The sequence below is a fragment of the Oerskovia sp. Root918 genome, assembly GCF_001428945.1.
In the GTDB taxonomy this organism is placed as follows: domain Bacteria; phylum Actinomycetota; class Actinomycetes; order Actinomycetales; family Cellulomonadaceae; genus Oerskovia; species Oerskovia enterophila.
Genome location: NZ_LMJG01000015.1, coordinates 481,296 through 496,597, shown reverse-complemented (window position 1 = coordinate 496,597; position 15,302 = coordinate 481,296). Strand labels below are relative to the sequence as shown.

Genomic DNA, 15,302 nt, shown 5'->3' with positions numbered 1-15,302 from the left:
GTGCTGTGGGTGGCTCGGGCTACGGTTCGGACCATGCGCATCCTGCACACCTCGGACTGGCACCTCGGCCGGACGCTGCACGGCGTCGACCTGCTGGGCCACCAGGCGGCGTACCTGGACCACCTGGTCGAGGTGGTGCGTTCGGAGGGCGTGGGAGCGGTCCTCGTCGCGGGGGACGTGTACGACCGGGCGATCCCGCCGGTCGACGCCGTGAACCTCCTGTCGGACACGGTCGCGCGGCTCGCGGAGCACGCGGACGTCGTGCTGACGCCGGGGAACCACGACTCGGCGATCCGGTTGGGGTTCGGGGCGTCGCTCATGCGTCCGGGGGTCCACTTCCGGACCCGTGTGCCCGACGTCGGCGCACCGGTGCTCCTGGACCCCGCCTCGCGCGGTGGTTCGGGTGGGCAGGTCGCGGTCTATGCCGTGCCCTACCTCGACCCGGACGGCGTCCGGTGGGAGCTCGCGGACGGCTGTGGCTGTGGGGAGCCGGGCGCACCCGAGGCGCACGACGCGCCTGCACCGACCGCACCGACCGCACCGACCGCACCCGCCGCTGAGAGGCGACCCCTGCCCCGCTCGCACGAGGCCGTGACGGCCGCGGCCATGCGGCGGATCGCAGCCGACGTGGCGGCTCGTCGGGCGGCTGGGCAGGGCGAACGCGTGCGGAACGTCGTGATGGCGCACGCGTTCGTGGTCGGCGGGCAGGCCTCGGAGTCCGAGCGAGACATCCGGGTCGGCGGTGTGGACTCGGTGCCCGCGGGGGTGTTCGGCGGCGTCGGGGTCGACTACGTGGCCCTGGGCCACCTGCACGGCCCCCAGAAGGTCAGCGTGCCGAGCGATGTTTCACGTGAAACCACAGGCCAGGGCGGTGCAGGCGCGACCATGGCCCGGTACTCGGGGTCGCCGCTCGCGTACTCGTTCTCGGAGATGCACCAGAACAAGTCGACGGTCCTGCTGGACCTCGACGCGACCGGCGAGGCCCGGACGGAGCTCGTCCCCGCCCCCGTGCCGCGACGGCTCAGCGAGGTCAGCGGCACGCTCGACGAGCTGCTCGGTGCGCCCGGAGACGCGTACACCGATGACTGGCTGCGGGTGTTCGTGACGGACGAGTCCCGGCCCGCCGAGATGTACGCCCGCGTGCGTGGTCGCTTCCCGCACGCGCTCCAGGTCCAGCACCGCCCGCCGCGCACGGCCGAGCGCGAGGTGGTCTCCGTCGTCGGCTCGGGGCGTGACCCGCTCGAGGTGACCCACGAGTTCGTCCAGCACGTCACCGGATCGGGGCCGGGTCCCACCGAGGCCGCAGCGCTGCGCACGGCGCTCGAGCGGGCCCTCGCGAGCGAGCGGAGCGCCTGATGCACCTGCACTCCCTGACCCTCCAGGCCATCGGCCCCTTCGCGGGGACCCACCGCATCGACTTCGCCCAGCTCGCGACCTCGGGGATCTTCCTCCTCGAGGGTCCTACGGGTGCGGGAAAGTCGACCATCATCGACGCCGTGGTCTTCGCGCTCTACGGCAAGGTCGCCTCCGAGGCCGCGAGCGAGGACCGGTTGCGGTCGGCCTACGCTCCGCCCGAGGTCGAGTCCTTCGTCGACCTCGTGTTCGAGACCGGATCGGGCGTGTACCGCGTGCGGCGCAGCCCCGAGTTCCAGCGCCCCAAGAAGCGCGGCACCGGGACCACGACCCAGCAGGCGGGCGTCAGGCTCTGGCGGCTCGCGGGGGCGGACCAGGCCGTCCTCGCGGCGGACGGGGCGCCGGGGGAGCGCGCCGACGCGGACGACGTCCCGGGCGAGCTCCTCTCGACGAGGCTCGACGAGGCCGGCCTCGAGATCCACCGGGCGATCGGGCTCGACCGCCGCCAGTTCGTCCAGACCATCGTGCTCCCGCAGGGAGAGTTCGCGAACTTCCTCCGTGCCGACCCCGAGCACCGCCGCGACCTGCTGCAGAAGGTCTTCGGCACCGAGATCTACGACAGGGTGCAGAGCGAGCTCGCGGCCCTGAACCGCGAGGCGCAGAGCGCGGTCGCCGCGGCCAGGTCGGTCGCCACGGGGTCCGTCGAGAACTTCGTCGGCGCGGCAGGGCTCACGAGCGAGGACGCTGCAGCGTTGAGAGAGGCCGCGCGGGACGACGCACGACTCGCAGGGCCCGTCGACGAGACCCCGGTCCCGGACGACGACCTGTTCGCGATCGCGGGTCTCGCAGCAGACGAGACCCCGACGCTCTCGCCCGTCGAGCCCGGGGCCTCGGTCCGTACGCTCGTCCGCCGCCACGTCGCCGCGCTCGAGCGGGTCGCAGAAGAGCTCGGCGCGCAGGAGATCACGGCGAATACCGTGCTCGTCGCAGCCCGGGAGGCCTTCGAGGCCGCCCGGGCGGTGAGCGCAGCAGTGACGCGCCGCGACGCACTGCTGGCCGAGCAGGCCGCCCTCGACGCCGCGGCCGACCAGGTGGCGCTCGATCGGGAGGTCCTCGCGGCCGCGCGTCGTGCCGCCGTGGTGGAACCTGTGCTCGCCGGTGCGCGTCGGGCAGCGCAGGAGTCGACGGCCGCCCAGGAGCGCCTGCTCCTCGCGCGGACCGGCGTGCCCGCGTCGTTGGCGGTGTCCGACGTGTCCGCTCTCGAGGTGCTGCGGTCGAGCCTGTCCGCAGCCGAGGCACGACTGGTGCGGCTGTTGCCGCTGGGCGAGTCGCTCCCGCTCCGTGAGCGGGAGGTGGTCGACGGGCGCAAGGAAACCGACCGCGACCGCGAGGAACGCAGCCGGACCCTCGCCGACCTCGAGGCCCGCCCCGCTGCTCGGGCCCTGCTCGAGGCGCGCCGCGACACCCTCGCCGACGCCGCCGGTCGTCTCGGCGAGCGTCAGGAGCGGGTGCTCGGGGCCGAGTCGGTGCTGCGTGCCGCCCGTCAGGCCGTCGCGACCGGCGCCGACCTCGAGGTCGCGCGCGGGCGTCAGGACTCGGCGGTCGCCGCCGCGCGCGCCGCCTCGGACGCCGAGCACTCCCTGCGGACCGCCTGGCTCGGGGGGATCGCCGGAGACCTCGCCGCAGAGCTGCAGCCCGGCTGCCCCTGCCCGGTCTGCGGCGCCGAGGAGCACCCTGCTCCGGCCCGCACGGGAACCGAGCACGTCGGGCGGGACGTGGTGGAGGCGGCTGAGGCCGCTCGTCGCGCCGCGGAGCAGTCCGTGGCCGAGGCCTCGGCCGAGGCGGCCACGCTCGCCGAGCGGCTCGACGGGCTCCGGCGCACCGCGGGCGGCGTGACGACCGACGACGCGCAGAGCTCGGTCGACGCGGCCAAGGAGCTGGTCGCGGAGTCCGCCGCCGCGGTCGCCGAGCGTGCCGAGGCCGCGACTGCGCTCACGGACTTCGACACCGCGACCGCAGCCCTGACCGGCCTCGCCGCGAGCCTCGCCGAGCGGATCGCGGGCGAGACCGCCCGCCTCGACGCCCTCGCGACGGGGATCGAGCGTGACCGCCAGGAGATCGCTGCCGAGCTCGACGCGACCGGTCCGCTCCTCGCGGACGCCGCCCTGCCGGACGCGCTGGCCGACGAAGGCTCTCCCGCCAACCCCGTCGCGGTCATCGAGGCCGCCCTCCGTGACCGTGGGATTGCGGTCACGGCGCTCCTCGACGCCGAGTCCGCCGTGGCCCACGCAGCCGACGCCGTGGCCGCCCGGGCAGCCGAGGTCGCGACGGTCGTGACCGAGTCCGGGTTCGACGACGAGCAGCACGCGCTCGACGCGGCCCGTCCGCCCGCCGAGCGGGAAGCCCTCGAACGGCGGCTCCGTACCGTGGACGCCGACGTGGAGCGCGTCCGCCAGGGGCTCGCCGAGGAGTCGATCGCGACCCTGCCCGCGGACGTGGAGGTCGACCTCGACGCGGCACGTGACGTCGTCGGGCAGGCGGAGACCGCCGAACGGCGAGCCGCCCTCCAGGCCAACGGTGCTGCTCAGCGCGCCCGGCTCGCCGCACGCGCGGCGAGCGAGATCTCCTCGGCCGTGGAGGGGTGGGCTCGGGAGCGCGAGGCCGCAGCCCCCGTCGCCCGCATGGCGAGCCTCGCGGCCGGGTCGGGCTCGGACAACGCCAAGGCCCTCTCGCTCGCGACGTACGTGCTGGTCAGGCGGTTCGAGGACGTCGTCGCGGCCGCCAACGAGCGGCTCCGCGAGATGTCCGACGGGCGCTACGAGCTCGAGCGCTCCGACGAGAAGGAGGACGTCCGCACGCGCCGGACCGGGCTCGCGATGAAGGTCCTCGACCACCGCACCGAAGCCGCACGCGACCCACGCACGCTCTCGGGCGGCGAGACCTTCTACGTGTCGCTGTGCCTCGCGCTCGGGATGGCCGACGTCGTGACCGCCGAGGCCGGCGGCGTGGACCTGGGCACCCTGTTCGTCGACGAGGGGTTCGGGACCCTCGACCCCGAGACCCTCGAGGCGGTGCTCGGCGAGCTGGGCAAGCTCCGCGCGGGTGGCCGCGTCGTCGGCGTGGTGTCGCACGTCGACGCGCTCAAGCAGTCCATCGCCGAGCGCATCGAGGTCAGACGGTTGCCGAGCGGGGCCAGCACGCTCGCGGTGCGTGCGTAGCGCCGGTCAGCCGCCCAGCTCGCGCGCGCGCAGCAGCACCGCGTCGAGCATCTCGGGCGTCAGGCGCCCCGTGAAGGTGTTCTGCTGGCTCACGTGGAAGCACCCCAGCAGCGTCAGGCCGCGCCCGTCGGGGTGCGTGATCCGCACCTCGGCCCCGTGCCCGAACCGCGGCCGCGGACGGGGCACCACCCACCCCTGGTCGTCGAGCGTCGCGAGCAGCGCCTGCCACCCGAACGCGCCGAGCACCACCGCGACGCGCGGCCCGACGAGCTCGAGCTCGCGCCCCAGGTACGGCGCGCACGTGTGACGTTCGAGCGGCGTCGGCTTGTTGGCCGGCGGCGCGCAGTGCACGGGCGAGGTGACACGGATGCCCGTGAGGACCAGCCCGTCGTCGGCACGCACCGACGTCGGCTGGTTCGCGAACCCCGTGCGGTGCATCGCCGCGAACAGGAAGTCGCCCGAGCGGTCGCCCGTGAACATGCGCCCCGTGCGGTTCGCGCCGTGCGCGGCAGGCGCGAGACCGACCACGAGGACCGTCGCTCGTTCGTCACCGAACCCGGGCACGGGCCGGGCCCAGTAGGCCTCGTCCCGGAACGAGGCCCGCTTCACGGTCGCGACCTGCTCGCGCCACGCGACCAGGCGGGGGCAGGCTCGGCACGCCACGAGCACCTCGTCGAGTGCCGCGACGCTCCCGGCCGGACGGGCCCGGAGAGGGTACGTGACGTCGTCGGGCCCGACGGCGCCGCCCGCCTCACGGGGCGCGGCGCCTCGCGGAGGGCTCACCGGCCGGACCGGGCCGGTGTCATGCCTGCGGCGTGACGAGCTGCTGCAGCGCCCAGGTGTTGCCGTCCGGGTCCGAGAAGTACGTGAACCGGCCCCAGGGCAGGTCCTCGACCGGCGGGGCGTCGATGCCGTGGTCGAGCAGGTGCTGACGGGCCTCGTCGGCGTCGGGCACCACGATCTGCAGACCGCGCTGCCCGCCCGAGGGCATGTCGGTCATGTTGACGTCGAGCACGATCGAGCACGCCGACCCCGGCGGGGTGAGCTGGACGAACCGCAGGTCGTCGTTCACGGGGATGTCGTGGTCGGCGTTGAAGCCGACCTGGTCGACGTAGAAGGCCTTGGCCCGGTCGATGTCCGACACGGGCACGGGGACGAGCTCGAGCTTCCAGTCCATGGTCGTCGCTCCTGGGGTCTGCTGGTGGTCGCGGCCCGCGGGATGACGGGCACCTCTTCACCGTACGAAGAGAAGCGGTCACCCGCTGGCCGGGACCTGAGCTCCTGTCGGGACGAGCACCAGTGTCAGGAGCACCTAGTCGTCAGAAGTGGGCCGGGGGACACCCCGGCCCACTTCTGACAACTCAGCGGGGCTCGCCGACGGAGGCCGGCGCCGGGAGGGCAGGAGCCGCCTCGGCGGCCTCGACCACGGCCTCGGCCGCCGCGACGACCCCGAGCTCGGAGGCGTCCGAGACCACGATCGGCGCGTCGCCTGCCGGCGCGGCCCGCAGCGAGCGCGTCAGGCTCAGCAGGAGCAGGCCCGCGACCGAGATGACGCCGAACATGACCGCGGCCATGGTGATCGTGACGTCGCCGCCGATCAGCCCGGTCAGCGGCGCGATGCCCGCGCCGACGCCGAACTGCATGGCCCCCAGCAGGGCTGCCGCGCTGCCGGCCCGGTGCGCGTTGCGCTCGAGCGCGACCGCCGGGACCGAGGGCATGACGAACCCGGCCGTGCCCAGGGTCAGGACGATGAGGGCCACCAGGACCGGGAGCCCCGCGCCGCTCAGGGTCGCGGCGAGCAGCCCTGCGGAGAGGACCATGCCGACGGGCACGATGACGCGCAGGATCTGCTCGGGCGTCACGCGCCCGACGAGCGCGCCGTTGACCTGGCTGCCGATCGTGACGGACACCGCGCCCGCGCCGAAGATGATCGCGTACTGCTGGGCGCTCAGGCCGAACTGCTCCTGGAACACGAACGTCGACGCGGAGATGTACGTGAACATCGCGGCCATGTAGAACCCGCCGAGCAGCGCGAGGCCGAAGAACGACCAGTCGCGCACGAGCGAGCCGTACGAGCGCAGGGCCGCCGACGTGCCGCCCGTCCGCCGCATCTCGGGGGGCAGCGACTCCTTGAGCCGCAGGGCTGCGAGAACCAGCAGCAGCACGCCGAACACCGCGAGGGCGACGAACATCAGACGCCATGAGCCCATGCGCAGGAACTGGGCACCGATCGTCGGAGCCAGGATCGGGGCGACGCCCACGACCAGCATGAGTCGCGCGATGACCTTGCCGACCTGGAAGCCCTCGAAGTTGTCGCGCACGATCGCCATCGACAGGACCATGCCGGCCGCGGCCGTGAGGCCCTGGACGAACCGGAGCGTGGTGAGCATCTCGACCGACTGGACGAACACGATCCCGACCGAGGCCAGGACGTAGAGCGAGAGGGCGGACAGCAGCGGGAGGCGGCGCCCGATCGCGTCGGAGAGCGACCCGATGAGGAGCTGACCGAGCGCGAGGCCCGCGAGCGTCGCGGTCAGGGTGAGCTGGATGCGGGACTCGGTCGTGCCGAGCTCCCGCACGATCTGCGGGAAGGCCGAGAGGTACAGGTCGATCGTGAGCGGGCCGATAGCAGTGAGCGCCGACAGGAGCAGCACGAAGCCGACGGTGATGCGCGTGCCGCGGGTGGGTACGGAAGCCGACGGCGCCGACGGTGCTGACAGATGGGAGACCGCGTCGGAGGTGGACGACGCTGGTGGTGGGGTGGCCATGACTGCGGCAACCCTCGCCGCCGGGCCGTTGTTCCCGGACGGCGTACGGCGTCCGGTGGCTGAGACGGGGCGCAGCCGCGGCGTGCGCGGCGCGCCCCGTCCTGCCGGAGGTCAGCCCTCGGCGCGCGCGTCGCGCCAGGCGACCCACTGCTCGACGAGCGAGAGGTCGTAGTCGGGGCCGCTGACCCCGACCGTCAGGAGCGTCGCGCCGAGACCCACGAGCTCGTCGCCCACCTCGGCGGGCGGACGGTTCACCGCGACGGACCGCTCGACGAGCGAGGCCGTGTCGCGCCCGACGGCGGCGCCGTGCTCGTCGAGGATCGCGCTCTTGCGGGCGAGCGTCTCGGCGTCGCCGAACGAGTGCCACGCGGTCGCGTGCTCGGCGACGATGCGCAGGGTCTTGCGCTCGCCCCCGCCCCCGACGAGGATCGGGATCTCGCGCGTGGGCGCCGGGTTGGACGCGGCCCAGCGGGCCTTGATGCGGGGGAGCGCGTCGGCGAGGTCCGCGATGCGCGAGCCCGCCGTGCCGAACTCGTAGCCGAACCGGTCGTAGTCCTTCTCGAACCAGCCGGCGCCGATCCCGAGGATCAGGCGGCCGCCCGAGATGTGGTCGACGGTGCGGGCCATGTCCGCGAGGAGCTCGGGGTTCCGGTAGCTGTTGCACGTGACGAGCGCGCCGATCTCGACCCGGCTCGTCTGCTCGGCCCACGCGCCGAGCATGGTCCAGCACTCGAAGTGCTTGCCGTCGGGGTCGCCGCTGAGCGGGAAGAAGTGGTCCCAGTTGAAGATCACGTCGACCCCGGCGTCCTCGGCGCGGGCCACCGCGTCACGGATCTGGGGATAGTCGGCATGCTGGGGCTGGAGCTGGACACCGATGCGCACGGGACGAGTCATCCATTCAGCCTAATCGGCGCGACCTGGGGCGTGCCGCTGCGAAGGCAGCGAACCAGGAGGACCCGGGCAGCGGCGCCCGGCGTCCGCGGTGGACGCGCACGACTGGGCGACGACACCACCACGCAGCCGCCCAGCGTGAGCGACACCGCAGGTCACGGATCCGCATCCTCCGAGGCAACGCGCCGCCTCGCCACCTACTGTGGGCGGATGAAGCGATGGTGGTGGTTGATCGGCGGGCTCGTCGTCCTGGTGCTCGTGCTCGTCGTGGTCGACCGCGTCGCGGTGCGCGTGACCGAGGGGGCTGCGGTCCGGTCCATGGAGCAGGGGGACGTCGAGCTCACGGACGCGAACCTCGACATCCAGGGCTTCCCGTTCCTGACGCAGGTGGTCGGCGGCGAGCTCGAGCACGTCACCGGGACGGCCGCGACGGCGACGTTCGGCGGCTACACCGTGACCGACCTGCACATCGACGCCCGCGGCGTCTCGACGCGCGACCCGTACGTCCTGCAGTCGGGCACCGCGACGGGGCTGCTCGCACCGTCCTCGCTCGACGCGGTCGCGAGCGAGGCAGCGGGGTCCCCGGTCACGTTCAGCACCGACGGGAACCTGCTCGTCGCGAGCATGTCGGTCCTGGGCGTCGACCTCTCGGCCCGGCTGACGCCGCGCGTCGACGGCAACACCATCGCGGTCGACGTCGCGGCCCTGACCCTGGGGCCCGCGACGATCACGATCTCCGACCTCCCTCGCCCGATCGCGAACCTCCTGACCAACCTCCAGGTCCCGCTCGACCTCCCGACGGGCGTCACGCTGACCTCGGTCGGGGTCACCGACGGCGCGATCCGCGTCGAGCTGAGCGGGACGGACGTCGCGCTCGCGGACCTCGCGGCGTCGTGATCCCGGGGCGGTGAGCGGCGTGGTCGGCGAGGAGGCAGGGGCGACGCCGGCTGACGCGCCCACGGTCGTCGCGACCCGTCTGGGTGCGCACGGCCTCCGGGGAGCCGGCCTCCCGAGCCTGCGCGACGTCGTCGGGCACCTGGGCGCCGTCCAGTCGCAGGAGTTCCACCCGTCCCTGTGGGGGATCGCACAGCGCGCGGCGGGGACGCCGTCCGCGGCGTCCGCGCGCGAGGCGTTCTCCGCGGGGGACCTGCTGCGCACGCACGTCCTGCGCCCCACGTGGCACACCGTCCTGCCCGACGACGTCCGCTGGCTCCTGCAGCTCACCGCGCCCCGGGTGCACCGCCTCAACCGTCCGTACTACCCGGACCTGGGCGGGCCCGCGCAGGACGCGGCCGCGACCGACCTGCTCGCCGAGTCCGTCGCGGGCGGCCGGCACCGGACCCGGGTCGAGCTCGCGGAGCTGCTCGCGTCGCACGGGCTGCCGTCGACCGGCATCCCGTTCACGTACATCCTGATGCGGGCCGAGCTCGACCGGGTCGTGATCAGCGGCGCGCTGCGCGGCAGGCAGCAGACGTACGCGGCGTTCGACGAGCGTGTGCCCGTCGGCTACGGGCCCCTCGGGGCGACGTTCGACGAGGACGAGGCGCTGACCGAGCTCCTGCGGCGCTACCTGCGCAGCCGGGGGCTCGCCACGGTCAAGGACTTCGCGGGCTGGTCGGGCCTCACGATGACCCGTACGCGGGAGGGGCTCGCAGCGCTGGGCGGCGAGGTCGAGCAGGTCGTGGGCGCCGGGGACGAGGCGACGGGGCTGGTCATGTGGCGGCTGGTCGACGGCCCGCCCCTGACCGCAGCCGCGGGGGACGGACACGTCGACCTGCTCCAGGGGTACGACGAGTACTTCGTGTCGTACAAGGACAGCCGGGACCTGGCCCGCGACCCGCTCTCGGCGGAGGCACCCGCGGTCCTGCCGCTCCGGCTCCCCGGCACGGAGGAGTCGCCGTTCCTGCACGTGATCGCCGTGGGGGGCCGGGTCGTGGGGCGGTGGCGGCACGTGCTCACGGCGCGCACCCTGCGGCTCGACACCCAGCTCTTCCGGCCGCTCGTCCGGGCCGAGCAGCGCGGGTTCGAGGCCCAGGCGGAACGCCTCGCGGCGCACTGGGGCGTCGAGCACGTGCCGTCCTGACCGGTGCCCGGTCCGACATCAGCACCCCTGCACCCGGCACCCGCACGGCGCCGCCGTGGCACGCTGGACCCATGACCGCTCTCGCCCCGGGAACGGCGCTGACCATCGCTGAAGCGGCCGCGTCGTCGGGCCTCACCGTCCACACCCTGCGCTACTACGAGCGCGACGGGCTCATGCTCGACGCGGTCGAGCGTGCCCCGTCGGGGCACCGGCGTTACACGCGTCGTGACCTCGACTGGCTCGTGCTTCTCACGCGGCTGCGCGGGACGGGCATGCCGATCCGTGAGGTGCGCGCGTACGCGGACCTGGTCCGCGCGGGCCAGGGCAACGAGGCCGAGCGGCTGCGTCTGCTCCAAACGCACCGCGAGCGCGTGCGCGCCGAGCTCGCGTCCGTGCAGGAGCACCTCGCGGCGATCGAGCGCAAGATCGACGTCTACGAGGGGCGGACCGGGGACCGCTGACGACGGCCGTCCTCTTGACCTCGAGCGCACTCGAAGTCGCACGCTGGAGTCATGACGGACACCACCGCAGCTCGGCACCTCCCCACCCACACGCTCGGCAGCACCGAGAACGGGACACTGCTCGAGGTCGGGGCCGTGGGCCTCGGCTGCATGGGCATGTCGGCCTTCTACGGCGCGACGAGCGGCGAGGGCTCGACCACCGACGAGACCTCGATCGCCACGATCCACCGCGCGCTCGACCTGGGCGTGACCCTCCTCGACACGGCCGACATGTACGGCCCGCACACCAACGAACGCCTCGTGGGCCGCGCGCTGCGCAGCTCGGGCGTGGCCCGCGACGACGTCGTGGTCGCGACCAAGTTCGGGATCTCCCGAGCCGGGGCGAGCGCGGGCGACCGGACCATCGACGGACGACCCGAGTACGTGCGCCAGGCCGTCGACGGCAGCCTGCAGCGGCTGGGCCTCGACCACATCGACCTCTACTACCAGCACCGCGTCGACCCCGACGTGCCCATCGAGGACACCGTGGGCGCCATGGCCGAGCTCGTCCAGGCGGGCAAGGTCCGCCACCTCGGCCTGTCCGAGGCCGCGCCCGAGACCATCCGGCGCGCGCACGCCGTGCACCCCATCACCGCTCTCCAGACCGAGTACTCGCTGTGGTCGCGCGACGTCGAGGCGCAGATCCTGCCGACGCTGCGCGAGCTGGGCATCGGGCTCGTCCCGTACTCGCCCCTCGGGCGCGGCTTCCTCACGGGGACCATCTCGTCGGTCGACGGGCTCACCGAGGACGACTACCGCAGGACCAACCCGCGCTTCGTGGGCGACGCGCTCGACGCCAACCTCGCGCTCGTGGCCCAGGTCCGTGCGCTCGCGGCGGTGCGAGGCATCACGGCCGGGCAGCTCGCCCTGGCCTGGGTCCTGGCGCAGGGGCACGACGTCGTCCCGATCCCCGGCACCAAGCGGGTTCGGTACCTCGAGGAGAACGTCGCCGCGGCGGCCGTCGAGCTCGCTCCCGAGGACCTCGCGGCGCTCGACGCGGTGCTCCCGGCCGGGGCCGCGGCGGGTGACCGGTACCTGGACATGTCGCCGCTCAACGGCTGACGGAGGGCTGATCGGGTGCTTGCCGACCGAGGCGTCGGGCCCACCCGGGGGCGCGACGCGGTCGGGCGGGTCAGGGCTAGGTGCCGAACCGAAACCCTTACGTGACGCGAGCGAGACGTATCGCCCCTAGAGTGGCGCGCCACGACGTACCCACCCGATCGGAGCTCTCATGCGCAAGATGCCTCTCCTCGTCGCCCTCACGGCCGCGGCGACCCTGGCCCTCACGGCCTGCACCGACGCCTCGCAGCCCACCGACTCCCCGTCGACCGGTTCCGCGGGCGAGACCTCCACGGAAGCTCCCTTCGACCTCACGTCGGTCCAGAAGGACGACGCGGCCGCGGCCCTGCTGCCGGCCGGCATCGCGAGCGCGGGCAAGCTCGTCGTCGCGTCCAACACGGAGTACGCACCTGCCGAGTTCATCGACGCGGACGGCCGGACACCGGTCGGCTACGACATCGACATCATCACGGCCGTGGGCGCGGTCCTGGGGCTCGAGGTCGTGATCGAGTCGGCCGACTTCCCGGCGATCATCCCGGCGCTGGGCAGCAAGTACGACGTCGGCATCTCCTCGTTCACCATCACGACCGAGCGCATGGCCGAGGCGAACATGGTCAGCTACTTCAACGCGGGCGAGGCGTTCTCGGTCCAGAAGGGCAACCCCAAGAACGTCGACCCGGCGAACATCTGCGGCCTGACCGTCGCGGTGCAGACCGGCACGGTCGAGGACGAGGGCGCCGACCAGATCAGCTCGACGTGCGTCGAGGACGGCGAGCAGCCGCTCGAGGTCCTGCGCTACGACAACCAGGCCGACGCGACCACCAACCTCGTGGGCGGCAAGGCCGACATCATGTACGCCGACTCGCCCATCGTGTCCTACGCGATCGAGCAGACGAACGGTGAGATCGAGCAGATCGGCGACGTGTTCGACTCCGCGCCCCAGGGGATCGTGACCGCGAAGGCGGACACCGAGCTCGCGGCCGCGATCCAGGCCGCGCTCACGGTCCTCATGGAGGACGGCACGTTCACCGACATCCTGGCCTCGTGGGGCAACGACGCGGGGGCCCTCGACGAGTCGGTCGTCAACCCGCCGGTCTCCTGAGCCGAGCGAGGTAGCCGGCCGAGGTACCTACCGGTCGAGAGGTGCCAGGCCCGACGGCGGTCGAGCAGCTCCACGGAGCTGCCCGGCCGCCGTCGGGTCCGGCATCCGGGCCGGCATCCGGGCCGGTGCCCGGGGCGCACCCGGCTCCCGGAGCCCAGGCCGGAACGGCGTCGTTTTGCCAGTCGGGGCGCCCGCGCGGGAAACTGGGAGGGCAACGGTGCGGCGCCGCTCCGTGCTGCCCGCGTTGCACGGTGTCACGACCCACCCCCCTGAGGTCGGCGCCGGAGCTCATCACCATGAAACGGGAGACCCCCATGCGCAGGCTGCCTGCCCTCACCGCCCTGACCGCCCTCGTCGCGACCTTCGCTCTCACGGCGTGCACCGACGCCTCGACGGACTCGGGCGCGAGCCCCACCGCCGGCGGCTCGTCGACCGCGACGTTCGACCCGTCGACCATCGCCAAGGACGAGACGATCGCCGCGATGCTCCCGGCCGACGTCGTCGAGGCCGGCCTCCTGACCGTCGGCACCAACGCCACCTACGCCCCCGCCGAGTTCATCGGTGACGACGGCAAGACGATCGTCGGCTACGACGTCGACCTGGCCAAGGCCGTCGGCGCCGTCCTGGGCCTCGACGTCGAGGTCACCAACGCCGACTTCGCGTCGATCATCCCGGCGATCGGCAGCAAGTACGACATCGGGGTCTCGGGCTTCACGATCACGCCCGAGCGCCTGGCCGAGGTCAACATGGTCAGCTACTTCCGCGCGGGCGAGGCGTTCGCGGTGGCGCAGGGCAACCCCAAGGACGTCGACCCCACCGACGTGTGCGGACTGAGCATCGCCGTCCAGACCGGCACGGTCGAGGACGAGGCCCTCGACGGCCTCATGGCGGACTGCGAGGCCGCGGGCAAGCCCGACATCACGCCGCTGCGCTACGCGAGCCAGGCCGACGTGACGACCAACCTGGTGGGCGGCAAGGCCGACGTCATGTACGCGGACTCGCAGGTCGTGGCCTACGCCGTGACCCAGACGGGCGGCCAGATCGAGCAGCTCGGCGACATCTTCGCCGACTCGCTGCACGGCATCGCGATCGCCAAGGACGACACCGCGCTCGCGCAGGCCGTCCAGGCCGCGGTCCAGAAGCTCATCGACGACAGCGACTACACGACGATCCTCGACACCTGGGGCAACGCCTCCGGTGCGGTGACCACGGCCGAGCTCAACCCCGTGGTCTCCTGAGCTGATCCCCTGACAGAACAGAGGTAGCCATGGCCCAGCCGCCCAGCACCCCATCGCCCGACGGATCGCCGGGCGGGGGCTCGTCGAGCCTCGGCACGGCGTCCGCGCCTGCCGACCGGATCCCGGAGCGCATCCACGCGGTCCCGGTGCCCCGGCCAGGACGCTGGGCGGCGGCCGTGGTCCTCCTCGTCCTGGCGGCCATGGCCGTCCACGGCCTGGTCACGAACGAGAAGTTCCGGTGGGACGTCGTCTGGCTCTACCTGCGGGACGTGCAGATCATGCGCGGCGTGGGCTGGACCCTCATCCTGACGTTCTCCTCGATGGCCATCGCCGTCGTGCTCGCGGTGATCCTCGCGGTCATGCGGCGCTCGGACAACCCGGTCATGCGGGCGACGAGCTGGTTCTACATCTGGTTCTTCCGCGGCACCCCGATCTACACCCAGCTCGTGTTCTGGGGTCTCATCTCGGTGCTGTACCCCAAGCTCAGCCTGGGCGTCCCGTTCGGTCCCGAGTGGTTCGTGTTCGACACGGCCGACCTCATCACCGCGGCACGCGCGGCGATCCTGGGGCTCGCGCTCAACGAGGCCGCGTACCTCGCGGAGATCGTCCGCGCGGGCCTGGGATCGGTGGACCCGGGCCAGGCCGAGGCCGCGAAGGCCCTGGGCATGAAGGACGGCAAGATCCTGCGGCGCATCATCCTGCCGCAGGCCATGCGCGTGATCGTGCCGCCGACGGGCAACGAGACCATCTCGATGCTCAAGACCACGTCGCTGGTCCTCGCGGTGCCGTTCAGCCTGGACCTGACGTTCGCGTCGAACGCGATCGCGAACCGCATCTTCCTCCCGATCCCGCTCCTCATGGTCGCGGCGATCTGGTACCTGCTGATCACGAGCATCCTCATGGTCGGCCAGCACTACATCGAGCAGTACTACGGGCGCGGGTTCGGCTCGTCGACGGGCACGAGCCGCCGTCGCAAGCCGGGCAAGGGCCCCAAGAAGCCGAGCAAGCAGGAGGCGATTGCGGCGTCGGGCACGACCGCGAACGCCGACCCCTTCCTGGAGGTGACCCCGTGACCGCGGACGCTCTCGAC

At 73.1% G+C, this 15,302-nt stretch carries 13 protein-coding genes; 9 read left to right on the top strand and 4 right to left on the bottom strand.

All coding sequences use genetic code 11. From position 1 onward, the window contains the following. Positions 1–33: 33 nt before the first annotated feature. Complete coding sequence (locus ASE27_RS17345) at positions 34–1,356, top strand: exonuclease SbcCD subunit D (protein ID WP_056653298.1); 1,323 nt, start codon at positions 34–36, stop codon at positions 1,354–1,356. Further along, on the top strand, positions 1,356–4,571 hold the full coding sequence (locus tag ASE27_RS17340; protein ID WP_056653294.1) for an AAA family ATPase: 3,216 nt from the start codon (positions 1,356–1,358) through the stop codon (positions 4,569–4,571). Before ASE27_RS17345 ends, ASE27_RS17340 begins: the two co-directional genes overlap by 1 nt. A gap of 6 nt (positions 4,572–4,577) precedes the next feature. Here the strand turns inward: ASE27_RS17340 and ASE27_RS17335 are convergent, their stop codons facing one another. The 4 genes from ASE27_RS17335 to ASE27_RS17320 form a co-directional block, all read right to left on the bottom strand. After that, a complete protein-coding gene (locus ASE27_RS17335) occupies positions 4,578–5,354 on the bottom strand; it encodes a uracil-DNA glycosylase (RefSeq protein WP_056653290.1) in 777 nt (258 codons plus the stop codon). Positions 5,355–5,373: 19 nt separating this feature from the next. After that, entirely contained in the window at positions 5,374–5,748 is a 375-nt protein-coding gene (locus ASE27_RS17330) for a VOC family protein (protein WP_056653287.1), read from the bottom strand. A gap of 184 nt (positions 5,749–5,932) precedes the next feature. Further along, positions 5,933–7,225 (bottom strand): multidrug effflux MFS transporter, encoded by a 1,293-nt coding sequence (locus tag ASE27_RS17325; protein ID WP_235535477.1) that lies wholly within the window; start codon positions 7,223–7,225, stop codon positions 5,933–5,935. A 225-nt stretch (positions 7,226–7,450) separates the two neighbouring features. Continuing rightward, a complete protein-coding gene (locus ASE27_RS17320) occupies positions 7,451–8,233 on the bottom strand; it encodes an LLM class F420-dependent oxidoreductase (protein WP_056653280.1) in 783 nt (260 codons plus the stop codon). 207 nt (positions 8,234–8,440) lie between these two features. On the opposite strand from ASE27_RS17320, the gene ASE27_RS17315 reads away from it, so the two are divergent. From ASE27_RS17315 to ASE27_RS17285, 7 genes are all read left to right on the top strand, one after another. Continuing rightward, positions 8,441–9,127, top strand: coding sequence for a DUF2993 domain-containing protein (locus ASE27_RS17315; RefSeq protein ID WP_162259144.1), 687 nt, complete (start codon positions 8,441–8,443; stop codon positions 9,125–9,127). A 10-nt stretch (positions 9,128–9,137) separates the two neighbouring features. Beyond that, positions 9,138–10,313 carry a winged helix DNA-binding domain-containing protein gene (locus ASE27_RS17310; protein WP_056653274.1) on the top strand — a complete coding sequence of 392 codons (1,176 nt, stop codon included), beginning with the start codon at positions 9,138–9,140 and terminating at the stop codon, positions 10,311–10,313. A 71-nt stretch (positions 10,314–10,384) separates the two neighbouring features. After that, positions 10,385–10,774: a MerR family transcriptional regulator gene (locus ASE27_RS20370; protein ID WP_056653272.1), complete on the top strand. Its 390-nt coding sequence runs from the start codon at positions 10,385–10,387 to the stop codon at positions 10,772–10,774. Positions 10,775–10,825: 51 nt separating this feature from the next. Beyond that, positions 10,826–11,875 (top strand): aldo/keto reductase, encoded by a 1,050-nt coding sequence (locus tag ASE27_RS17300; RefSeq protein ID WP_056653269.1) that lies wholly within the window; start codon positions 10,826–10,828, stop codon positions 11,873–11,875. Positions 11,876–12,044: 169 nt separating this feature from the next. Continuing rightward, complete coding sequence (locus ASE27_RS17295; RefSeq protein ID WP_056653264.1) at positions 12,045–12,974, top strand: ABC transporter substrate-binding protein; 930 nt, start codon at positions 12,045–12,047, stop codon at positions 12,972–12,974. A 314-nt stretch (positions 12,975–13,288) separates the two neighbouring features. After that, complete coding sequence (locus tag ASE27_RS17290) at positions 13,289–14,212, top strand: ABC transporter substrate-binding protein (RefSeq protein WP_082609070.1); 924 nt, start codon at positions 13,289–13,291, stop codon at positions 14,210–14,212. Between the two features lie 29 nt (positions 14,213–14,241). Continuing rightward, complete coding sequence (locus ASE27_RS17285) at positions 14,242–15,285, top strand: amino acid ABC transporter permease (RefSeq protein ID WP_082609069.1); 1,044 nt, start codon at positions 14,242–14,244, stop codon at positions 15,283–15,285. Positions 15,286–15,302 lie beyond the last annotated feature (17 nt).

What these genes read in the sequence shown, in the direction of transcription:
- ASE27_RS17345 (WP_056653298.1), top strand. Translation starts at nt 34, where the DNA reads ATGCGCATCCTGCACACCTCGGACTGGCACCTCGGCCGGACGCTGCAC.
- ASE27_RS17340 (WP_056653294.1), top strand. Translation starts at nt 1,356, where the DNA reads ATGCACCTGCACTCCCTGACCCTCCAGGCCATCGGCCCCTTCGCGGGG.
- ASE27_RS17330 (WP_056653287.1), bottom strand. Translation starts at nt 5,748, where the DNA reads ATGGACTGGAAGCTCGAGCTCGTCCCCGTGCCCGTGTCGGACATCGAC.
- ASE27_RS17320 (WP_056653280.1), bottom strand. Translation starts at nt 8,233, where the DNA reads ATGACTCGTCCCGTGCGCATCGGTGTCCAGCTCCAGCCCCAGCATGCC.
- ASE27_RS17315 (WP_162259144.1), top strand. Translation starts at nt 8,441, where the DNA reads ATGAAGCGATGGTGGTGGTTGATCGGCGGGCTCGTCGTCCTGGTGCTC.
- ASE27_RS20370 (WP_056653272.1), top strand. Translation starts at nt 10,385, where the DNA reads ATGACCGCTCTCGCCCCGGGAACGGCGCTGACCATCGCTGAAGCGGCC.
- ASE27_RS17300 (WP_056653269.1), top strand. Translation starts at nt 10,826, where the DNA reads ATGACGGACACCACCGCAGCTCGGCACCTCCCCACCCACACGCTCGGC.
- ASE27_RS17295 (WP_056653264.1), top strand. Translation starts at nt 12,045, where the DNA reads ATGCGCAAGATGCCTCTCCTCGTCGCCCTCACGGCCGCGGCGACCCTG.
- ASE27_RS17290 (WP_082609070.1), top strand. Translation starts at nt 13,289, where the DNA reads ATGCGCAGGCTGCCTGCCCTCACCGCCCTGACCGCCCTCGTCGCGACC.
- ASE27_RS17285 (WP_082609069.1), top strand. Translation starts at nt 14,242, where the DNA reads ATGGCCCAGCCGCCCAGCACCCCATCGCCCGACGGATCGCCGGGCGGG.